Below are 21,851 nucleotides of genomic sequence, written 5' to 3'. Positions count from 1 at the left end.
GTAGTGACGAGAGAAACGTACCATGTTATATCATGCGTTATAACATAGGAGAACAGCCATGAACGTAACCCTGCGCAAGATCGGCAATTCCGACGGAGTGATCATCCCAAAGGAAATGCTGGAGCAGTTGAACGTGCAAACTGGCGACACTCTGGTCCTGACCGCAGACAAGGATGGGCTGAGACTGACCAGGAGCACGGAAGATCCAGAAGTCTTCGAGAAGAAAATGAAGATTGCCCGCGAGCGGATGAAAAAATATGAGACCGCTTATCGCGTGCTCGCTCAATGATCGACTTTCATTCACGGACTTTCATAGAAGCGCTGCATCAGGAGCAGTTGCGTCTGCATGGTGGTGCAGCGGGTATTCGCGATTCCGGTTTGCTTGATTCAGCGCTTGCGCGTCCGTTGCAAAAGGAAGCCTATGGCGATCCGGATATCTTCGATCTGGCGGCGGCCTATCTGTTCGGTGTGCTGAAGAACCACCCTTTCGTGGACGGCAACAAGAGAACTGGACTGGCTGCCGCTGACTTGTTTCTTTATTTCAACGGCTTCAGTCTTGAAGCCGGACAGGAAGACATTATCCAGCTCGTCCTGATGGTTTCGACGAGTGAAATCGATGAAACCGGCGCAGCAGCGTTTTTCCGTGACCATACCGTCGCGATAGAAGAAGATTAAACAACCTTCAGCGACACGATTTCCCATTCGACATTATTGATTTTCACGACATCGCCAACCGGTTTACCAAACAGCAGGATGGCGACGGGTGCCACATGGGAAATCTTGCCGTTTGATGGGTCGGCCTCATCCTCGCCCACGATGGTCCAGCGGCGAACCTTGCCGTCGTTCAGATTTTCCAGTTCCACCGTCATGCCGAAACGCACGACATCACTGTCGGGAGCGGGAACCGAAAGCTCGGCGTTTTCGCGCCGCGCGGTCCAGTAGCGCAGATCGCGCGAGATACGCGCAATCGCCGAACGCTCGCCCGCCACATTGGCATCCGCCAGCTCGCGCTGCAGCCGTGCGATTTCATCCTCGATCATCTTCAGGCCAGCTGGCGTGACGAGATTGCGATGCGGGCTGACCGGACGCTCGCCGAGGTCGGTCGGCGCATCGTCCTGTTCTTTGGTGAAAGCTCTGCTCATCAGTTGAATGTAAGCAGTCGGTACATCCCCGACAAGCCTCCCCGTCATGCAAGCCGCCCGCTGCTGCGCCGGTAAATGCATGATTTGCATATCTGGTTTTTATTGATTGATGAGTCAATCAACGTTAAACTGACCGCTCGTTAGCCTGAGAACGGACCAAGATTATGCCCAAGATCGGGATGGAGCCCTTGCGGCGGCGCGAACTAATCGATGCCGCCATTCGTACTATCGGCCAGCGTGGTTCGCTGGACGTGACCGTCGCGCAGATCGCGCATGAGGCGGGCGTTTCGCCTGCGCTCGCGCATCATTATTTCGGCGGCAAGGACAAGCTCATTCTCGCCACGATGCGCCATCTGCTGCGCGAACTGGGACAGGACCTCAACGCCGCCATCGGACGGACCGAGACACCGCAGGAACGTATCGCAGCCATCATTGCGGTCAATTTTTCCGCATCACAGTTCACCCAGGAAACCATTGCCGCCTGGCTTACCTTCTATGTGCATGCGCAGCAGTCGGAGGATACGCGCCGGCTCCTGCGCATCTATGCACGCCGCCTGCATTCGAACCTCGTTTTCGCGCTTGAACAGCTGACATCGCGCGAGCGGGCCAGCCGCATTGCCGAGGGTGCAGGTGCCATGATCGACGGCCTCTACATTCGTCACGCACTTGGCGCCGATGCGCCCAATGCCGCCTCAGCCATTGCGCTGGTGGAAGATTACATCGCTGTTCAGCTTATGGGGGAGAAATGAGTATGGAAGCGGATTTCGTCATCATCGGCTCCGGCTCCGCCGGATCGGCCATGGCCTATCGCCTGTCGGAAGACGGTCGCTATTCGGTGATCGTCATCGAATATGGCGTTCCGGACGTTGGCCCGCTGATCCAGATGCCGGCTGCCCTCTCCTTCCCCATGAATATGGAAACCTATGACTGGGGCTTTTCTACAGAACCGGAACCGCATATTGGCGGACGCAGCCTTGTGACGCCACGCGGCAAGGTGCTGGGCGGCTCATCCTCCATCAATGGCATGGTCTATGTGCGCGGCCATGCCCGCGACTACGACCACTGGTCGGAAAGCGGTGCGCGCGGCTGGGCCTATGCCGATGTTCTCCCCTATTTCAAGCGGATGGAAAATTCGAGCGGTGGCCAGGAAGGCTGGCGCGGCACCAATGGCCCGCTTTATATCCAGCGCGGCAAACGCGACAATCCGCTGTTCCATGCCTTTGTAGAGGCTGGCCACGAAGCGGGCTTTGAAGTCACCGAAGACTATAATGGCGAGAAGCAGGAAGGCTTCGGCCCGATGGAGCAGACGATCCACAACGGTCGTCGCTGGTCTGCCGCCAATGCTTATCTGAAACCGGCTCTCAAGCGCCCGAATGTCAAGCTGGTCAAGGGCCTTGCACGCAAGATCGTGCTGGAAGGCAAGCGTGCCGTCGGCGTGGAAATCGAGGCGGGCCGCAGTTTTTCGACCATCCGCGCGCGGCGTGAAGTCATCATTGCCGCCTCGTCGATCAATTCGCCGAAGCTCCTGATGCTCTCTGGCATTGGCCCTGCCGCACAACTGAAAGAACACGGAATTGAAGTGGTCGCCGATCGCCCCGGCGTAGGCCAGAACCTGCAGGACCATCTGGAAGTCTATATCCAGCAGGAATGCACACAGCCAATCACGCTCTACTCCAAACTGAACCTGTTTTCGAAAGCGAAGATCGGTGCGGAATGGCTGTTCTTCAAGACCGGCGACGGTGCCACCAACCATTTCGAATCCGCAGCATTCCTGCGCTCGAAAGCTGGTGTGGAATATCCAGATATCCAGTATCACTTCCTACCGGTCGCCATCCGCTATGACGGCAAGGCGGCAGCGCAGTCGCACGGCTTTCAAGCCCATGTCGGCCCGATGCGGTCGAAATCGCGTGGCAGCGTGACGCTTCGCTCGGCCAATCCACGTGAAAAGCCTGTCATCAAGTTCAATTATATGTCGCATGAAGACGACTGGGCCGACTTCCGCCATTGTGTGCGACTGACCCGTGAAATCTTCGGACAGGCCGCATTTGATGCTTATCGTGGCGCGGAAATCCAGCCTGGCGCGAATGTGCAGTCTGATGACGAGATCGACAATTTCATTCGCGAGCATGTGGAAAGTGCATTCCACCCTTGCGGAACTTGTAAAATGGGATCAGTTGACGATCCAATGGCAGTGGTTGATCCAGAATGCCGAGTGATTGGCGTTGAAGGATTGCGGGTTGCGGATTCATCCATCTTCCCGCGCATCACCAACGGTAATCTCAACGGCCCGTCGATCATGGTCGGCGAAAAGGCTTCCGATCATATTCTCGGCCGTACGCCGCTGGCGCGCTCCAATCAGGAGCCTTGGATCAATCCGCGCTGGCAAGTTTCCGACCGCTGATAAAATTTAAGGGATAACAATGAAAGCACAACCCAAAGCCTCGCATTTCATCGGCGGCACATTCATGGAAGACAAGGCGGGCAAGCCGTTGCCGGTCATCTATCCGGCAACCGGTGAGGAAATTGCCAAGCTCTATTCGGCGACACCCGATGTAATCGAGGCGGCTTATGCAGCAGCGCTGAAAGCGCAAGGCGAATGGGCTGCGCTTAAGCCCGTCGAACGCGGACGCATCCTGCGCCGCACTGCAGAAATCCTGCGCGAGAAGAACAAGAAGCTGTCGAAGCTCGAAACGCTCGATACCGGCAAGGCGCTTCAGGAAACACTGGTGGCGGATGCAGCTTCGGCGGCGGATGCACTGGAATTTTTCGGCGGCATCATTTCAGGCTTCAACGGCGAGTTCGTGGAGCTTGGTGGTTCGTTCGCCTATACGCGCCGCGAAGCGCTCGGCATCTGCGTCGGTATCGGCGCATGGAACTATCCAATCCAGATCGCCGCGTGGAAATCCGCGCCTGCACTCGCGATGGGGAATGCCTTCATCTTCAAGCCGTCCGAAAACACGCCGCTTTCAGCGCTTGCATTGGCAGAAGCCTATAAGGAAGCTGGCCTCCCAGACGGCTTGTTCAACGTCGTGCAAGGTTTCGGCGACGTCGGGGCTGCACTCGTCAATCATCGCATGACCGCCAAGGTTTCACTGACAGGTTCTGTGCCGACAGGTCAGCGCATCATGGCGCAGGCGGGCGAACACCTGAAGCACGTCACCATGGAGCTTGGTGGCAAGTCGCCGATCATCGTGTTCGATGACGCCGACCTTGAAAGCGCTATCGGCGGCGCGATGCTCGGTAACTTCTATTCGACCGGGCAGGTCTGCTCGAACGGCACCCGCGTCTTCGTTCACAAGAAGGTGCGCGAACGCTTTGTCGAACGACTGGTCGAACGTACACGCAAGATCCGCATCGGCGATCCGCTGGATGAGGCGACCCAGATGGGGCCGCTCGTCAATGGAGCCCAGCGCGACAAGGTTCTGTCCTATATCGAAAAGGGCAAGGCAGAAGGCGCGAAGCTTGCCTGCGGCGGCGGGGTGCCGAAACTGCAGGGCTTCGACAAGGGCTTCTTCATCGAGCCTACCGTCTTCACGGATGTGACCGACGACATGACCATCGCTCGCGAGGAAATCTTCGGACCGGTGATGAGCGTTCTGGAGTTCTCCGACGAAGACGAAGTGATCGCACGCGCCAACGATACCGAGTTCGGTCTGGCGGCAGGTGTGTTCACCGCCGACATTGCACGCGGCCATCGCGTGATCGGCCAGATCAAGGCCGGTACGTGCTGGATCAATGCTTATAACCTGACGCCGGTAGAAGTCCCCTTCGGCGGTTACAAGCAATCCGGCATCGGGCGGGAGAACGGTATTGCCGCGCTGGCTCATTACAGCCAGATCAAGACCGTCTATGTCGAGATGGGTAAAGTCGACAGCCCTTACTGACCGCTGAAATCGGCCCGCGGAACAGCATTCGGTTCTGCGGGCGTCGGCGTGCAGTCATAGCGATAAAGCTGCGGCGACGGCACCGCCTGCGGATAAACAATAGCACGCTGTGACCGTTGACTGGCGGGAACTGACGGTGAATTCCATAAGGGCATTGCCCAGGACGGTCTCGTCACTGTATCCGAAGAGCCTGTCCCCTGGACAGGAATGCGCTGGCACGCCGTCCCAAGATTGCCGTTCAGCCCTGCGGCAGCTGCCACACTCGTGTAGCTGACCAGGGCAAGCGCCAAAGCGGTAAAAAACAGTCTCATATCGGAACACTTTTCAAACAACGTCGCCACGGGCCCAGAGCCAGCCATGCTTGGAATGACTGTAGAGCCGCCCCGCACACCTGAGTGATGCGTGCCGACAAGCTCAATTGGACCTATTCAAGTCTGCCAACCAAAAGATAGAGAATTTGTCGAGGCGTTCAACCACAAGCCGCGCACTGCATGCTCAAACTTACGCGAGGAGTCAGTTCTTCGCTACGATCGACGCCGAGCCATTCCGTTTTCCAGCAAACCAGCATTGAGGGTCAGATTGAACCTTCACCTTACTCATATTAGAAACATGCAATATATTGAACCAGTATAAAATAATATCAGCATACCCCATCAAAAAAGATGCCTTCAAAACAAGAATTATCTATCAACTTATTGAAGCAAGAAACCGATAACGTCACAAGAAACTAACATATTGTTGATTTTTCATACATAATCAACTCCTCTATCAGTCACCTCAATTGGGTTGGGCGCTTTGCGATGGTTAGGTAATCCCCCCGTTTTTAACGGGGCTCGTCAGTAGAATTCACGCGGCCATTTTCAGTTTCTGTGCGGGCGTTACGCCGCCGATGCCCATATTGGGACGTTCGTTGTTGTAGGTCCATAGCCACTGCGTGGCAAATTCCTGCGCCTCCTCAATGCTTTCGATGATATATTGGTCGAGCCATTCATTCCGAACGGTGCGATTGTAGCGCTCAACATACGCATTCTGTTGTGGCTTGCCGGGTTGGATATGGCTCAAGGCGATGCCTTGGTTGGCAGCCCATTCCATCAGTTTGCCACTGACGTATTCCGGCCCATTATCAACACGAATTGCGAATGGTTTGCCGCGCCATTCGATGATCTGGTTGAGGCTGCGGATGACGCGTTCGGCAGGCAGCGAGAAGTCTACCTCAATGCCCAGACCTTCGCGGTTGAAGTCGTCCAGGACGTTCAGCAGCCGGAATTGCCTTCCATCCTCCAGCCGGTCGGCCATGAAATCCATGGACCAGACCATGTTCGGCGCATCTGGCACGGTCAGAGCATCGGGCTTGTCCCGCTTCAACCGCTTGCGCGGCTTGATCCTGAGGTTCAATTCAAGCTCACGATAGATGCGGTAAACGCGTTTATGGTTCCAGTGATGCCCCCGGACATTGCGCAGATAAAGGAAACACAGACCGAAGCCCCAGGTCTTCTTTGCCCGCGTCAGTCCGATCAGGAGATCGGCAATCTGCCCGTTCTCGTCGTTCAGCCTGGCGCTGTAACGATAGCATGTCTCGCTGACCTCGAAGGTGCGGCAGGCAAGCGCAACGCTCACCCCTCGCAACGCCACTGCTTTCCCGGCCATCTCCCGGCGTTGAGATGGCCGTGTCACTTTTTTCCAAGAGCCTCTTTAAGCAGTTCCGCCTGCATGCTCATCTCCGCATACATCTTCTTCAGGCGACGGTTTTCGTCTTCCAGAGCCTTCATCTGACTGATCATCGAGGCATCCATGCCACCGTATTTGGATCGCCATTTGTAGAATGACGCAGTGCTCATTCCATGTTCCCGGCATAACTCGGGTACAGGAACGCCGCCTTCCGCCTGGCGAAGGATGGCAAGGATTTGTGGTTCGCTGAATCTGCTCGTCTTCATTAAAATCTCCTCGATCATATAGCCCGAGAAAATTCTACTTTTGAAGCCCGTTATTTGGTGGGGGGATTACCGTTATAGAGACTTCAATTTCGACGGACATGATAGAGGACAAGCTTCGCAATGAATTTTGGCGAGCTGTGCTCAAACCGATGTATGAAATTACGGACGAGAACGGAAACTATCAGTTCTCTGGATCGGTTGTCGCGCGTTCTCTCGGATCGATTCAGATTGGAGCGACTTCGTTCAACAGCCAGAACTACAAACGCGCACCAAAACTCATCGCTCAGGGTGGCCTGAACCAATATGTCCTGCAACTTATCACCGGTGGTGATCTGATAGGCGATTTCAACGGCGTTGAGGTCGTCGCAAAGAAGGGCGATGTCGTTGTTATCGACCTGACCCAAACGGTCGAGAGCCGGGCGTCCAGTGGCTCACGCATCACGGTGATGATTCCGCGCGAAGAGTTGGAGAAGGTCGTCGGCTGGCGCAACTTGCATGGCCTCGTCATGCCTGGAGACGCTCCTATGACGCGCCTGTTTTTCACCTATCTCCAAAGCCTCCAATCGTTGAGCGGCGAACTGGACAGGGCCGAAGCACAATCGGCGCAGGATGCAATGCTGACGCTGCTCGGCGCGGGCATGAATGGCGCGGAAGGCGGCGCGATCGAAAGCCTTCCAATCAATCTGCCCATGCGCAAACGCATCCTTGCCTATATCGATGACAATCTGTCCGATCCGTTGCTCGGACCACACCTTATCGTCCAGAACCTTCGCATATCCCGTTCGGGTCTTTACCGGGCGTTCGATATGGATGGTGGCATTGCCAAGATTATCCGCGACAAGCGGCTGGATCATGCCTATCGCATTCTCATCGATGAACGCGGACGGCATGTGTCATTCAAGGAAATCGCCTATCGCTGCGGCTTTCATGATGGCACGCAGTTTACCAAGGCATTCAAGGTCCGTTACGGCATATCGCCACGGGAAGCTCGCGAAACTGATGCGCGGCTGTTGTCTTCAGATACAACCAATTTCGACTATACGACCCATCTATCGGAGGAAGCGGCCAAACGCGGTATTGTCAAACCGTGAAAAGCCGATCAGCTGTTGGGTGAAAGGCGGCTGAGAAAGTCGTCACACCAACGGTTGACGTCATGCGTGGTCAGAAAAGCCATCATGCTTTCAAACCGCTCCTTGCGCTCCTCTAGCGGCATGGCTAGCGCACGCGACATCGCATAGGCCATGGCCTCGGTATCATAGGGATTGACCAGAAGCGCGCCGTCCAGTTCCTGCGCTGCGCCTGCAAAGCGGGACAGGACAAGCACACCGGGATTTTCAGGATCCTGTGCGGCAACGTATTCCTTTGCAACAAGGTTCATGCCGTCACGCAACGGCGTAACCAGCCCGACGGCGGCCAGCCGATAAAGCCCTGCCAGCACCTCGCGATTGAGCGAGCGATTGATGTAGCGGATCGGCGTCCAGTCGACGGTTGCGTTCGCGCCGTTCACCCGCCCGGCAAGTTCGGCCACCGCGCGTTGCATGTCCTTGTACTCCGGCACCTCGGAACGGGATTTCGGCGTGACCTGCAGGAACGTGACCTTGCCGCGATTGCCCGCATCGACCTTCAGGAAATGTTCGAAAGCTTCCATTCGGTTGGTGATGCCTTTGGAATAATCCAGCCGATCGACACCGATGATAAGATCGCGGTCCAGCATGCTATCGCGCATGCGCTTTACCGTCGGGTGGCGTTGCGCCTTGTCGGCTATCTCGGCGAACGCGGCTGTCTCGATACCGATGCCGAAGCGCTCGGCACGGAACTGATGTCCGAAAGCCTCGAACAACCCGTCATCATCCAGAGGCTTGCCGATTTTCTCCCGCCGCAGGCAGCCGATGAAATTATCGACGTCGTTCTCGGTCTGGAAGCCCACCACATCATAGGAAGCAAGGCCACGCATGATGGTTTCATGCACGGGGAGCGTGAACAGGATATCGGCGGGTGGCCAGGGAATATGCAGGAAGAAGCCGATGCGGTTGGTGACACCGAGATTGCGCAGTTCGGCGGCCAGCGGAATGAGATGATAATCATGAATCCAGATCACATCCTCTGGCTCGATCATCGGCAGAAGATGCTTTGCAAACAGGCGATTGACCCGGAAATATCCCGCCATGTCCTTGCGCGTGTAATCGATCAAATCAAGGCGATAGTGACAGAGCGGCCAGAGCATGCGGTTGGCGAAGCCCGCATAATATTCATCGATATCCTTCTTGTGGAGATCGAGCAGTGCGTAGCGAATGGCCCCCACATCACGGATCGCCAGTTCCTGAGTCTGGCGATTGGGAAGGGTCTTGCCGGACCAGCCCAGCCATATGCCACCGCGTTCGCTGAGCGCGGCCTGCAATGCCACTGCCAGCCCGCCTGCAGGCGCCTTGCCCTTATCATCAGGCACAGGCACACGATTGGAGACCACGATCAGCCGTCCCATACATCAAGTCCTTTCAGTATTATGTTCGCCCGCGATACCGAGCAGCCACTGTCGCAGCTCTTCAGGATTTGCGAATCTTGCAGCGCCCGAACGGTCGATTGCACGACCGATCACGGCGGATATACCGCCAAGATCCTCTGCAGCGACAAGCATTGATAAATCTGTCAGGTCGTCGCCGAATGCGACCGGTGCCCTCCCCGCAAATGGCTCTTCTTCCATGAAACGACGCAAGGCCGCGCCCTTGTCGCTGATTGCCGGACGCAGCTCGAAAACCATCTTGCCCGATTGCACGACCCAATCTGGCCCGGCGAGCTTCTGCGCCTTCCCGACGAGATCGTGCGCCAGATCGGCTTTTTCTGGCGCGGCTCGATAGTGAAGGGCAACCGCACTCCCCTTGTCTTCGGCGAAAAAGCCGCTAACGCGAAGAGCAGCCTGCCGTAGAAAATCCTTGGAAATCAGAAAGTGTTCGTCCGGCTCGATCAGCTCAACCAACCCGGATGCATGCCGGAACTCTGCACCATGCAACGCGGCTATGGGGCCGCGATAATCGGGAAAGCGTTCTTCGATGAACGCAATTGCCCGCCCCGTGACCAGCGCCATTGCGCCGGACAGCCGCTCGGAAATGATCGAAAGCGATTTTTGCAGACCAACTGGAACGATAACGCCGTCAGGATCGGCCGCAATATCGAGCAGGGTTCCGTCCACATCGAAGAAAAGGGCGTGTTTTTGAAAGTCGATGACCGGCATACCGATCAGATCGGTAGCCGGGTCCTGTTCCTTGCTGGGCATGTTAAGGCAAACATCCGCGACGGCGAATGGTTCCCGAATTAGTTCAGCCCGCTCCTATTTCATACCGGTCAGACGGCCCTATGTGCGCCCGTAGACATCATCGAAACGCACGATATCGTCTTCACCCAGATATTCTCCGCTTTGCACCTCGATGAGAACGAGCGGCAGAATGCCCGGATTTTCCAGCCGGTGGCGGAAGCCGCAAGGGATATAGGTCGACTGATTGGTCGTGAGCAGAATCTCGCGATCGCCATTGGTGACCTTCGCCGTTCCGGAAACGACGATCCAGTGTTCGGAACGATGATGATGTGCCTGAAGGCTCAAGCGACGTCCGGGCTTCACCTCGATCCGCTTGATCTTGAAGCCATCACCTTCTTCGAGAACCGTATAGGTGCCCCATGGGCGATGGGCCGTGCGGTGGAGCTTGGCTGCTTCATGGCCGTTTGCCCGCAGCTTGTTGAAGACCTTGCGCACTTCCTGCGCCTTGTCGCGATGGGCGACAAGCAGCGCATCAGGCGTGTCCACGACAAGCAGATCATGAACACCGACAAGGCTGACCAGCCGGGTTTCGGACAAGACAAAGCTGTCGGTTGTGTCCTCTATAACCGTTTCGCCACGCAGACGATTACCCTCATCGTCCGGCGCGATGAGATCGGCCATCGCTGCCCAGGAACCGATATCAGACCAGCCGCAGGACACCGGAATGCAGGCAATGTTTTCGGCCTTTTCCATGATCGCGTAATCGATGGAAATAGCAGGAGCCGCCGCAAAATCGTCCTTTGCAATCTCGACGGTCTTGGTCTCACCGTTGACGCCGCGCCGGGCATGTTCGAGCGAAGCCTGCACGGCATTGAAGATTTCCGGCGCAAAATGCTGCATCGCTGCCAGCATGGTTCCAGCCGTGAAGCAGAACATGCCAGAATTCCAGAAGTAACGGCCGCTTTCGACATAGGCCTGCGCGGTCTCGACATCAGGTTTTTCGACAAAGCGCAGCACGTCCGTGCCTTCAGCTTCAATATAGCCGAAGCCGGTTTCCGGATGATCGGGCACAATACCGAATGTGACGATACGACCGGTTTCAGCAAGCTGCCGTGCCTTTGACACAGCCTCGGCAAAAGCAGCCTCATCCTCGATCAGGTGATCGGCGGGCATGACAAGCAATGTCGCGTCCGGGCCGTAAGTCGCTGCGGCATGGAGCGCGGCGACGGCAACAGCGGGTGCTGTATCGCGTCCGAGCGGCTCCAGCAGAAACACGTTGTCAACCTTGGGCGCCTTCGCGTCTGCATAGGCATCAAGCGTCAGGAACAGGAAATCGCGATTGGTCACGGTGAGGATATGGTCCACACCGTCGAGTTGAGCCGCGCGCTTGTAGGTTTTGCCGATCAGGGTGCTGCCATCGGGCAGCTCGATGAATGGCTTCGGATGCGCATCGCGCGAAAGCGGCCACAATCTGGAACCTGAACCGCCGCTGATAATGACAGGAATAAAGCTCATTGCTCAGTTGTCCTTCGTTGCGTTGCGGGCGATGGCAAGTCCCGTTTCCAGAAGCTTCGCTGCCTGGTTCTCATCTGAAGCTTCCACATAGCATCGCAGTTCCGGCGCGTTACCGGAAGCGCGATAATGGATTGCGTTGCCTGAATGAAAGAAGAGTTTCACGCCGTCAATCGTCTCGGAACGAACAATCGGATCGTCCATTTGAAACAGTGCACTTCGTGTCGCCTCGTTCTTCAGCAAGGACAAAAAAGCGAGGCTCTTTTCCTGCGGGACGTTCTGTAACCTGTCGCTCAGCGCAAAACGGAAATGGAAGCCAGCTGCGATTTCAGACAATGGCTTGCCAAGCTCCTTGATGGAGCCAAGGCAGCCAAGAATTGGCAGCAATGCATCGCGGGTCGGCAAGGCAGTCAACTTACGATCGCCGCGACTGATATCCGTACCGAGCAACACACCGCCATTGGCCTCAAAGCCGACCACTGCCTGCGTATCCTTGGCGATGGCCTGCGTCATACCTTCAATGACATAGGGCGAACCCACACGGGTTCTGATGACGCGATCAAAACGCTCCTCGAGAGCAGAATTGGATGTAACCGGCGTTACGATCGTTTTGATGCCAAGCCAGCTCGCGGTAATCGCCCCCACCAGATCGCCCCGAACGAAACGCCCTTTCTCGTCCGCGATCAACGGACGGTCGGCATCCCCATCGGTAGAAACGATAGCGTCGAAGCGGCTTTCCTTCGCCCACTGGTCGAGAAGCTCGATGTCTTCCAAACGAAGGGCTTCTGTATCGACTGGCACGAACACATCGGATCGACCGAGCGGCATCGCTTCGGCGCCAAGCTCGGTCAGGATGCGGACAATGAGATCGCGTGCGACAGACGAGTGCTGATAGACACCAACCCGCAACCCCTGAAGGCTCTCAAGCCCTAGGAAACCGACATAGCGCTTCACATAGCTGTCGGTCGCATCATCACTATGGGGCGCATTATGCAGATGACGAAAGGCAAGGTTTTCAGGCAGAGCGGCATAGACGGCACTGATTGCACCCTCGTCGTTTTTGTCGATTTCTCCGTCGCCGCGATAGAATTTGAGCCCGTTGCGATCGTCCGGGATATGGCTGCCAGTGACCATGATGCTCGGCGCTTGCTGAGCGATCGCATAATAGCTCAGTGCCGGGGTCGGCAGAACGCCACAGTCCACTGGCTGGAATCCGGCATCTTCGATTGCTGCCATGCAGAGTGCTGCAATAGCCGGACTGGACGGGCGAAGATCGCGACCGACGAAGACCCTGGCGCCCTTCTGCAGCTTTCTGGCTTCCGACAACATTCCGACGAAAGCAAGGGAATAGGCATAAGCGGGCAAACCATTCAGTTCGTCCGCCAGTCCCCTAAGACCGCTTGTGCCAAATTTAAGCGATGTGCCGCTCATGCTTTCCGCCAGATCTTTTCCAATGTCGAAGAGACCGCCCCTGCGAGCGCCCCCGGCTCAAAAGTTTTGTCATCTTATAATGTGAACATGAAAACTATCATCCCCACAATGGTGCAATCATATGCACCTTATTGCTGGTGATAATCCGTATATGCAGGCAATTTCAAATCCTTAACGTCGTCTGCGTTAACAATTACTGTTTTGTGCCCGTTGGCGGGAACTATTGCCACCCGAAACGAAAAACGCGACACCGATCACTGAACGATGCCGCGTTAAAAAGTTTGCTTGCCAGAATGCTATACGAGTCTGGTCACGACATCCCGCAATGACGATTGCCAATGCGGTGCAGACCAATTGAACACCTTCTGGAATTTGGCAGTCGACAGGCGCGAATTGGCAGGCCGTGCGGCCTTGGTTGGATAATCGGCTGTCGCGATATCCGTAACAGTCGCAGTCGGTCCACCAAGCCTCGCACTCTCGTCAAAGATCGCGCGCGCGAAACCGCTCCAGTTCGTGTCACCTGTACCAACCAGATGATAAACACCATAAGCGGAGAAGTCCGGCGTTACCGCCAGATGATCCGCCACCTGAATAATCGCGTCAGCAATATCAAGCGCGCTGGTCGGATTGCCCTTCTGGTCAGAGACGACCGAGAGAGTATCGCGGGTTTCTGCCAGCTTCAGCATCGTCTTGACGAAATTCTTGCCGAAGGGGCTGTAGACCCATGCCGTCCGCAAAATGATGTGCCGTGGATTGGCTTGCACAACGAGACGCTCGCCTTCAAGCTTGGAGCTTCCATAAACGCTCCGAGGTCCGGTTTTATCCGCTTCGACATAGGGTTCTCCGGCATCACCCGCAAAAACATAATCCGTCGACAGTTGGATGATGGGAACACCGCAAGCCTTTGCTGCTTCGGCAACCGCTTCGGCTCCCGTTGCATTCACTGCGAAGGCCAGTTCGCGCTCATCTTCAGCCAGATCCACTGCCGTATAGGCCGCAGCGGAAACGACGAGGTCGGGCTTGATCGCGGCAATAGCCCTATGCACAGTTTCCGGCTTTGCCAGATCCAGTTCCGGACGGCCCAGCGCGATCACTTGCAGATCCGGACGTTGAGAAGCCTTCTCAAGAAGGCTCTGGACAACCTGCCCTTCCCGCCCGGTTACCAGGATTTTCATGCCTTGACCTCTTTGGCAGGCGTGCTGCCAAGACGCTCACCCGCATAGGTGCCGCTGCGGATCGGCTCCCACCACCAGCCATTGTCGAGATACCACTGAATGGTTTTCTCCAAACCGGTCTCGAAAGTTTCCTGTGGTTTCCAGCCCAGCTCACGCTCGATCTTTGAGGCATCGATCGCATAACGACGGTCATGACCCGGACGATCCGTCACGAAGGTGATGAGGTCAGCATAGCTCTTGCCGTTTGCGCGAGGCCGCTTCTTGTCGAGAATAGCGCAGATCGTTTCGACCACATTCAGATTGGTACGTTCTGCGCGCCCACCAATATTGTAGCTTTCACCCAGCTTGCCTGTGGTTGCGACCAGTGCCAGAGCACGGGCGTGGTCCTCGACATAGAGCCAGTCACGCACATTCGCCCCTGCGCCATAAACCGGCAGCGGCTTTTCATCGAGCGCGTTGAGAATAACAAGCGGGATCAGCTTTTCGGGGAAATGGAACGGCCCATAATTGTTCGAGCAATTGGTCAGAACGACCGGCAGGCCATAGGTTTCATGCCATGCGCGCACCAGATGATCGGACGCAGCTTTCGAAGCCGAATAAGGCGACGACGGCTGATACGGAGTTTCTTCCGTGAAAATGCCGCTGTCGAACGGCAGATCGCCAAACACTTCATCCGTCGAAATATGATGAAACCGGAAAGCCGACTTGCGCGGCTCAGGCAGTTCCCGCCAATAGGCGAGTGCAGCATTGAGCAGGCGGAACGTTCCCACAATATTCGTTTCGATGAATGCGCCCGGACCGTCGATGGAACGGTCAACGTGGCTTTCCGCAGCCAAATGCATGACGACGTCGATTTCATTGGCGCGCAAGGCTTCCAGAACACCGGTATCATCGCAGATGTCAGCCTGAAGAAAGCTGTAATTCGGATGGTTTTCGATCTGACGAAGGGAGGCCAGATTGCCTGCATAGGTCAGCTTGTCAAGATTGACGACATTGACCTTGGGATCTGACGCCAGATGACGGCACACTGCAGAACCAATGAAGCCTGCGCCACCCGTAACAAGAATATTCATATCATTCCTCAAGCAAAAACTTCAGCATCAGCGAAAAGCGGGGCTTTCTGATCCTTGTCAGAAAGCTGTACGCCTGAAGAAGGCAGCGGCCAGTCTATGCCTATCGCCGGGTCATCAAATCGGATCGAACGGTCATGTTCAGGGGAGTAATAGTCCGTCACTTTGTAGATAACTTCGGTGTTCTCAACCAGCGTCATGAAGCCATGTGCAAAGCCTTTTGGCACTAAAATCTGGTTCCACTTTTCAGCGGAGACTTCCAGCGCCACCCACTTGCCAAAAGTCGGCGAGCTTTTGCGAATATCGACCGCAACATCAAGGATCACTCCCCGGATCACGCGGACCAGCTTATCCTGTGCAAATGGTGGCAACTGGTAATGAAGCCCACGCACAACGCCCTTGGCGGCCGAATAGGAATGATTATCCTGAACAAAAGTCAGATCAATACCGGCTTCGGCGAATGATTTCGCATTGTAGGTTTCGGAGAAAAAGCCACGGTCATCGCCAAATTTACGCGGGCTGATTTCAAAAACACCGTCTAAACCCAAAGGACGAATCTGCATCAATCTTTTCCCAACTCAGCGACACGGCGGCGAAGATACGCAGCATATTCAGTTTTACCAAGCTTGGCTGCGCGCTCAAGCACTGCCTCACTGCTCAGCCAGCCCTTATCCAGCCCGATTTCCTCCGGGCAAGCGATCTTGATGCCCTGGCGCTTTTCAATTGTTTGAACAAAAGAGGAGGCCTCATGAAGGCTGTCATGCGTCCCTGTGTCCAGCCAGGCATAGCCACGGCCGAAGCGCTGAACGTTTAATTCTCCACGTTCCAGATACACGTTATTGACGGTGGTGATCTCCAGCTCGCCACGGGCGGATGGCTTGATCGAACGCGCTATATCGACGACCTGATTGTCGTAGAAATAGAGACCCGTGACGGCCCAATGGGACTTCGGATTCTCAGGCTTCTCTTCTATCGATATTGCTTGGCCGGTCTTGTTATCAAATTCGACAACACCGTAACGCTGCGGATCGTCCACGCGATAGGCGAAAACAGTTCCGCCCTTCATGGGCTGGGAGGAGAGCTGGGACAGTTTCGAAAGACCGTCACCAAAGTAGATATTGTCGCCAAGAATCATGGCCACGCTATCGTTGCCGATAAACTCCCTGCCGATAATGAATGCTTCAGCCAGACCATTGGGATGCGCCTGCTCAGCGTATGAAAAATTCACTCCCAACTCACTGCCGTCACCGAGCAATTTCTGAAACAGAGGCAAGTCGTGCGGTGTCGAAATGATCAGGATATCCTGAATGCCCGCCAGCATGAGCACGCTCAGCGGGTAATAGATCATCGGCTTGTCATAAATCGGGAGAATCTGTTTTGAGACCGCGATTGTAAGGGGGTACAACCTCGTACCACTACCACCGGCGAGAATAATCCCCTTCATGCGATTTCACTTCCTATCATCTTACTTCTTCCGTTTCATTCATATAAGCACGTAGTATGCCCAACATGATGGCTTCGTTTTGACGACGGCCGGGCCTACCGAGCGAACCGAGAATTTAAAGAATGACCTATAGTGTTTCAGCTGCGGATCCTCAAATCAATAAGCAGCCATTGCTAACGATTTCAATCGTTACATTTAATCCTGATTTTGATGAACTTAAAAAAACCCTGAACAGCCTGAAAATCGCATTGAACGGATTGGCGTCGGATACCTTCTCAATCACAATCGCAGACAATTCCCTCGACAATGAAGTTGCCTCGTTTTTGCTGCGCAGCTATCCGGGATTGCCCATTAAACTGATCCATGGACAAGGAAACATCGGCTTTGGACGTGCCCATAACCTAGCCATGAAGCAGATAGGTGAATTTCACCTCATTCTCAATCCAGACATACAGTTCGATGCCGATGCTCTCATAAATGCGCTTGCTTTTATGAGAGCCAATGAACGTTGCGGACTGTTAAGCCCCTACGCAGCCTGGCCGAACGGGCAAAGGCAATATCTATGCAAACGTTATCCGGCAGTCTTTGATTTAATACTGAGAGGGTTTGCCCCCAAAATAATCCGCTCATTCTTCTCTGCGCGCTTAGCGCAATACGAGATGCAAGCTGAAACACAAAACGATGTCTTTTGGAATCCTCCCATCGTAAGCGGATGCTTTATGTTCTTTAGAAGCTGTATTTTAAAGAATACGCATGGCTTCAGTGATAAATTCTTCTTGTATTTTGAGGATTTTGATCTTTCCTTACGGTCACGTAAGATTGCAGACACGGCTTATGTACCGAGCGTCCGAGTAATCCATGCAGGTGGGCATGCTTCGAAGAAGGGGTTTTGGCATATAAAGGTCTTTATCCAGTCCGCGATGACCTTTTATCGAACTCATGGATTCAAACTGTTCTAGTTATCGGGTAGCCTCGCTGGCTGGAGGTGTTCGTAGGCTAAGGAAATCACCAATTCACTGGTTGTCGGGTTTCGCCAGCTCGAAATATGCGAACGCCCTTGGCTCATATCTCATTGGCCAGACAAATCTCGTGGCTTTTCCGCTCAAATGCCCTCAGCTTCCTGGCAGTTGCGCTCAGGAGCGAAGAGAGCCCAGGCATCAACCATCGTCCACTTCCGCCTTCTTCACCCATTGATTGAACACACACGCGTCTAGCCGATCTTGGCGTCAATCGAGTAAACCGCTGCCCATCGCGAGAAATATTCGCCTTGGTGATCCAAAACCATCCGCACTACTCGGGCGTCAACATCCGATGAAATTCGTTCGTCGTCTTGCTCATTCCAGATCCATCGACGCAAACAAATCGGCGCCTTCCAATTGGATCCAATTCCAAGTAACTATGAAATAGGAATAAGGCAAAAAGCGATTTAATGGTCCTGATAGGCTTACTGACTTTTCGTTTCAAAAATCTCGCTTTATGCTGCAATCTAAAATCTCGGAAAAGCAATGAAGATACTTGTATTAACCAACCACCTTTCCATATTCGGCGGGTCCGAAGTAGTTTCATTGGAAATAGCTGACGTTTTTTCGAGAATTGGTGGCGTTGTGAGCATATTTTCAGCGTATATTGCTGATCCTGTGCGCAGCTATATGGATGAATTGGGCCTAGAATACGGGGGGATTGAAGACTGTCCGAGTCCAGAGAATTTTGACATCATATGGTCTCAACACCACTTGCTGCCATACCTCCTCGCAAAGTACGGCATACATAGTATTGAAAACGTGTTCGTTGTGAACGCCAGCCTGTCACCATACGAACCTTTGGAGATACCGGGAGCGGTTGCTGATGTGGCGGATATGATCGTTGCTAACAGCCCGGAAACTGCTGATCGCCTGGTCGAACTGGGTGTGGTCGGTGAGAAGATTTCAGTGTTTTACAATGCGGCCCCTGATAGTTTTAATTTAACTCGCGAAGCTAGTCTCGACCTGAAGCATGCCTTAATCGTTTCCAATCATATGCCAGAAGAAGTTGCGCACGCTGCTGACATGCTAAGAAGCCGAGGAATCACCGTCGATCACATCGGCCTTCCATTGATTCAAAAAAAGATTACGCCAGAAATCATTTCTTCTTACGATGCAGTTATATCAATCGGTAAGACAGTCCAATATTCACTGCTCTGTGAAACCCCAGTGTATATCTATGATCGGTTTGGTGGGCCTGGATGGCTAACCGAGTCCAATGTTGTGGAAGCCGAAAAATTCAACTTTTCAGGTCGGTGCTGCCGGCGCGAGCTGCGACCGGAAGCCATAGCGGACGAACTAGTTGAGGGGTACTCCGAAGCAGCTTCGGCCATTCGCAAGCTGAAGCAGACATACTCCGAGAAATATTCGCTTCGTAATCATCTCACTCAAATCATCGAGCGCGCATCTGGTCGAGCAGATGAGGGAAACAACCGTCCAACCGACCTACGCACATCTAATCTTGTATGTAGAGAAGGCTTGCTGAGCGGTCAGTTGATAACCTTTTTTCAAGTAGCCAAGCATCAGTCGTCGGAAATTGCGCAGCTGATTTCGAACGCAGAAACAGAACGGCAGGACTTTATCCGGGCTCGCCAAGATCTCATCCTTGCTCATGAGGAGGTTTATTCCTCACAGCGACAACAGATTGATGAGAAGGAGCTGCTTATAAGCCAGCTGGAGAGGAACTTAGCGGATATGCTAGACAGCACATCCTGGAAAATCACTAAGCCGCTCCGCACAATAAAACAACGTATGTTACGTAAATGGGGCAAATCTCACACTTAACGGTGCGTGCACATCTCTAAGGATCTGCATTCAACGACTCAGATTCGAGCCATTGACAGCCTGGATGGCATCGAGCTCAACACTCAAATCGAAACGAGCAATTAGATGAAGCTTTCGGTCAGCTATAATTTTTTTAATGGAGAAGAGCATCTCATTGCCAGCATTAATAGCATACGATCCTCAGTTGATTTTATCAGCATCGTCTACCAATCTATTTCCAACGCTGGAAATACAATAAGCTCTGAAGCTCTCGATACTCTGAGCGATATTCGCAATAGAAAACTTGCGGACAGCATCATTGAATTCACTCCCGATTTTTCCGAAGTACGGCAGAAAAATGAGTTGGCCAAGCGAAGGATTGGCTTGGATGAAGCACTTCGTCACCGATGCACACACTTTTTTACGATGGATGCAGATGAATTTTATCGGCAAAATGAAATAGAGTTTGCCAAAGATTACGTTTCCAGAAACAAGATCTGGGCGACGAGTGTATCCAGCTTTTTCCACATCAAAACGCCCAATTGGAGGGCAAAAGATACAACCTGCTGCGCGTTTATTACGAGAATCAATAAACGCACTGAGATTGGGTTGGGAAGTTATTACATCAATATGGTCGATCCCACCCGATCATTAAAAACGCCCGATAGCGGCTCTTTTCTTCAAACTAAACTTAGAACGCTTTTCCCGCGCATGGATCACCATCATTTCGCCGACAGCGACGTGGCTATGTATCATATGAATTTCGTCCGAAAGGATGCAATGAAAAGTAAACTAGCCAATACTTCAACAACAGACACCGCTTTTCTGGAAGAAGTTCGAAATCGTTATCAGGGTAATCCCCCCACCAAATAACGGGCTTCAAAAGTAGAATTTTCTCGGGCTATATGATCGAGGAGATTTTAATGAAGACGAGCAGATTCAGCGAACCACAAATCCTTGCCATCCTTCGCCAGGCGGAAGGCGGCGTTCCTGTACCCGAGTTATGCCGGGAACATGGAATGAGCACTGCGTCATTCTACAAATGGCGATCCAAATACGGTGGCATGGATGCCTCGATGATCAGTCAGATGAAGGCTCTGGAAGACGAAAACCGTCGCCTGAAGAAGATGTATGCGGAGATGAGCATGCAGGCGGAACTGCTTAAAGAGGCTCTTGGAAAAAAGTGACACGGCCATCTCAACGCCGGGAGATGGCCGGGAAAGCAGTGGCGTTGCGAGGGGTGAGCGTTGCGCTTGCCTGCCGCACCTTCGAGGTCAGCGAGACATGCTATCGTTACAGCGCCAGGCTGAACGACGAGAACGGGCAGATTGCCGATCTCCTGATCGGACTGACGCGGGGGCAAAAGACCTGGGGCTTCGGTCTGTGTTTCCTTTATCTGCGCAATGTCCGGGGGCATCACTGGAACCATAAACGCGTTTACCGCATCTATCGTGAGCTTGAATTGAACCTCAGGATCAAGCCGCGCAAGCGGTTGAAGCGGGACAAGCCCGATGCTCTGACCGTGCCAGATGCGCCGAACATGGTCTGGTCCATGGATTTCATGGCCGACCGGCTGGAGGATGGAAGGCAATTCCGGCTGCTGAACGTCCTGGACGACTTCAACCGCGAAGGTCTGGGCATTGAGGTAGACTTCTCGCTGCCTGCCGAACGCGTCATCCGCAGCCTCAACCAGATCATCGAATGGCGCGGCAAACCATTCGCAATTCGTGTTGATAATGGGCCGGAATACGTCAGTGGCAAACTGATGGAATGGGCTGCCAACCAAGGCATCGCCTTGAGCCATATCCAACCCGGCAAGCCACAACAGAATGCGTATGTTGAGCGCTACAATCGCACCGTTCGGAATGAATGGCTCGACCAATATATCATCGAAAGCATTGAGGAGGCGCAGGAATTTGCCACGCAGTGGCTATGGACCTACAACAACGAACGTCCCAATATGGGCATCGGCGGCGTAACGCCCGCACAGAAACTGAAAATGGCCGCGTGAATTCTACTGACGAGCCCCGTTAAAAACGGGGGGATTACCTCAGGACTGGGAGCCGGGAAGAGTCTTCCATTTCCCCAATAAGGGGAAGTTCACATTCGAAAAAGTGGACAATGAATTCGACGCGTGGACGCCATAGGCATCCACGCGATTTCAAAAGTGTCCGCTGCTAGTCACAAAACAGATACCACGAGCATAATACGGCCAGAGTGAAACGA

Annotated in this window: 21 protein-coding genes; 10 read left to right on the top strand and 11 right to left on the bottom strand. The window is 54.0% G+C overall.

The window, feature by feature from the left end; genetic code table 11:
- Nucleotides 1-58 precede the first annotated feature (58 nt).
- Together OHI65_RS12570 and OHI65_RS12565 are read left to right on the top strand one after the other, a co-directional pair.
- Nucleotides 59-289, top strand: coding sequence for an AbrB/MazE/SpoVT family DNA-binding domain-containing protein (locus OHI65_RS12570; protein WP_010661561.1), 231 nt, complete (start codon nt 59-61; stop codon nt 287-289).
- Complete coding sequence (locus OHI65_RS12565; protein ID WP_125335160.1) at nt 286-675, top strand: type II toxin-antitoxin system death-on-curing family toxin; 390 nt, start codon at nt 286-288, stop codon at nt 673-675. Before OHI65_RS12570 ends, OHI65_RS12565 begins: the two co-directional genes overlap by 4 nt.
- Here OHI65_RS12565 and OHI65_RS12560 read toward each other — a convergent pair.
- Entirely contained in the window at nt 672-1,142 is a 471-nt protein-coding gene (locus OHI65_RS12560; protein ID WP_125335229.1) for a GreA/GreB family elongation factor, read from the bottom strand. The genes OHI65_RS12565 and OHI65_RS12560 overlap by 4 nt on opposite strands.
- Before the next feature lie 164 nt (nt 1,143-1,306).
- Between OHI65_RS12560 and betI the strand changes: the two genes are divergently transcribed.
- From betI to betB, 3 genes are read left to right on the top strand one after another with little or no spacing between them, the layout of a single operon-like run.
- Nucleotides 1,307-1,891: a transcriptional regulator BetI gene (gene betI / locus OHI65_RS12555; protein WP_043061636.1), complete on the top strand. Its 585-nt coding sequence runs from the start codon at nt 1,307-1,309 to the stop codon at nt 1,889-1,891.
- A 2-nt stretch (nt 1,892-1,893) separates the two neighbouring features.
- A complete protein-coding gene (betA, locus tag OHI65_RS12550) occupies nt 1,894-3,543 on the top strand; it encodes a choline dehydrogenase (protein WP_125335231.1) in 1,650 nt (549 codons plus the stop codon).
- Between the two features lie 19 nt (nt 3,544-3,562).
- A complete protein-coding gene (gene betB, locus OHI65_RS12545) occupies nt 3,563-5,026 on the top strand; it encodes a betaine-aldehyde dehydrogenase (RefSeq protein WP_264358942.1) in 1,464 nt (487 codons plus the stop codon).
- On the opposite strand, the gene OHI65_RS12540 is transcribed toward betB, so the two are convergent.
- Together OHI65_RS12540 and OHI65_RS12535 are read right to left on the bottom strand one after the other, a co-directional pair.
- Nucleotides 5,020-5,337, bottom strand: a complete 318-nt coding sequence (locus tag OHI65_RS12540; RefSeq protein ID WP_125335164.1) for a hypothetical protein — start codon at nt 5,335-5,337, stop codon at nt 5,020-5,022. The two genes, betB and OHI65_RS12540, sit on opposite strands and share 7 nt — an antisense overlap.
- 535 nt (nt 5,338-5,872) lie before the next feature.
- Nucleotides 5,873-6,960, bottom strand: a protein-coding gene (locus tag OHI65_RS12535) for an IS3 family transposase (protein WP_086000475.1) whose coding sequence is annotated in 2 segments (ribosomal slippage) — nt 5,873-6,699 and nt 6,699-6,960 — 1,089 coding nt in all. Because the reading frame shifts where the segments join, the coding sequence is not laid out codon by codon here.
- A 98-nt stretch (nt 6,961-7,058) separates the two neighbouring features.
- Between OHI65_RS12535 and OHI65_RS12530 the strand changes: the two genes are divergently transcribed.
- Complete coding sequence (locus OHI65_RS12530; protein WP_151689805.1) at nt 7,059-8,051, top strand: helix-turn-helix domain-containing protein; 993 nt, start codon at nt 7,059-7,061, stop codon at nt 8,049-8,051.
- Between the two features lie 8 nt (nt 8,052-8,059).
- On the opposite strand, the gene otsA is transcribed toward OHI65_RS12530, so the two are convergent.
- From otsA to rfbA, 8 genes are all read right to left on the bottom strand, one after another.
- Nucleotides 8,060-9,442 (bottom strand): alpha,alpha-trehalose-phosphate synthase (UDP-forming), encoded by a 1,383-nt coding sequence (gene otsA / locus OHI65_RS12525; RefSeq protein WP_264358941.1) that lies wholly within the window; start codon nt 9,440-9,442, stop codon nt 8,060-8,062.
- A 3-nt stretch (nt 9,443-9,445) separates the two neighbouring features.
- Nucleotides 9,446-10,231, bottom strand: a complete 786-nt coding sequence (gene otsB / locus OHI65_RS12520; protein WP_264358940.1) for a trehalose-phosphatase — start codon at nt 10,229-10,231, stop codon at nt 9,446-9,448.
- 78 nt (nt 10,232-10,309) lie between these two features.
- Entirely contained in the window at nt 10,310-11,725 is a 1,416-nt protein-coding gene (locus tag OHI65_RS12515; protein ID WP_264358939.1) for a mannose-1-phosphate guanylyltransferase/mannose-6-phosphate isomerase, read from the bottom strand.
- Nucleotides 11,726-11,728: 3 nt separating this feature from the next.
- The gene (locus tag OHI65_RS12510) at nt 11,729-13,153 is read right to left on the bottom strand and encodes a phosphomannomutase (RefSeq protein ID WP_264358938.1); all 1,425 of its coding nucleotides are present in this window, start codon (nt 13,151-13,153) and stop codon (nt 11,729-11,731) included.
- Nucleotides 13,154-13,449: 296 nt separating this feature from the next.
- Complete coding sequence (rfbD, locus tag OHI65_RS12505; protein ID WP_264358937.1) at nt 13,450-14,328, bottom strand: dTDP-4-dehydrorhamnose reductase; 879 nt, start codon at nt 14,326-14,328, stop codon at nt 13,450-13,452.
- Complete coding sequence (gene rfbB / locus OHI65_RS12500) at nt 14,325-15,401, bottom strand: dTDP-glucose 4,6-dehydratase (protein ID WP_125335176.1); 1,077 nt, start codon at nt 15,399-15,401, stop codon at nt 14,325-14,327. The genes rfbD and rfbB overlap by 4 nt, the downstream gene beginning before the upstream one ends.
- An 8-nt stretch (nt 15,402-15,409) precedes the next feature.
- A complete protein-coding gene (rfbC, locus tag OHI65_RS12495) occupies nt 15,410-15,961 on the bottom strand; it encodes a dTDP-4-dehydrorhamnose 3,5-epimerase (protein ID WP_231771353.1) in 552 nt (183 codons plus the stop codon).
- On the bottom strand, nt 15,961-16,842 hold the full coding sequence (gene rfbA / locus OHI65_RS12490) for a glucose-1-phosphate thymidylyltransferase RfbA (protein ID WP_125335180.1): 882 nt from the start codon (nt 16,840-16,842) through the stop codon (nt 15,961-15,963). The genes rfbC and rfbA overlap by 1 nt, the downstream gene beginning before the upstream one ends.
- Before the next feature lie 122 nt (nt 16,843-16,964).
- Between rfbA and OHI65_RS12485 the strand changes: the two genes are divergently transcribed.
- The 4 genes from OHI65_RS12485 to OHI65_RS12470 all read left to right on the top strand — a co-directional run bounded on the left by OHI65_RS12485 (nt 16,965) and on the right by OHI65_RS12470 (nt 21,636).
- On the top strand, nt 16,965-17,801 hold the full coding sequence (locus OHI65_RS12485) for a glycosyltransferase family 2 protein (RefSeq protein ID WP_264358936.1): 837 nt from the start codon (nt 16,965-16,967) through the stop codon (nt 17,799-17,801).
- A 546-nt stretch (nt 17,802-18,347) separates the two neighbouring features.
- Nucleotides 18,348-19,646 carry a hypothetical protein gene (locus OHI65_RS12480; protein ID WP_264358935.1) on the top strand — a complete coding sequence of 433 codons (1,299 nt, stop codon included), beginning with the start codon at nt 18,348-18,350 and terminating at the stop codon, nt 19,644-19,646.
- A 105-nt stretch (nt 19,647-19,751) separates the two neighbouring features.
- On the top strand, nt 19,752-20,498 hold the full coding sequence (locus OHI65_RS12475; protein ID WP_264358934.1) for a hypothetical protein: 747 nt from the start codon (nt 19,752-19,754) through the stop codon (nt 20,496-20,498).
- 50 nt (nt 20,499-20,548) lie between these two features.
- Nucleotides 20,549-21,636, top strand: a protein-coding gene (locus OHI65_RS12470; protein WP_264358933.1) for an IS3 family transposase whose coding sequence is annotated in 2 segments (ribosomal slippage) — nt 20,549-20,810 and nt 20,810-21,636 — 1,089 coding nt in all. Because the reading frame shifts where the segments join, the coding sequence is not laid out codon by codon here.
- Nucleotides 21,637-21,851: the final 215 nt, after the last annotated feature.

Origin of the sequence: Brucella sp. MAB-22 (assembly GCF_025908475.1) — a bacterium.
In the GTDB taxonomy this organism is placed as follows: Bacteria; Pseudomonadota; Alphaproteobacteria; order Rhizobiales; family Rhizobiaceae; genus Brucella; species Brucella anthropi.
The sequence above is the reverse complement of the archived record's forward strand: the minus strand, read 5'-3'. Positions and strand labels throughout refer to the sequence as shown.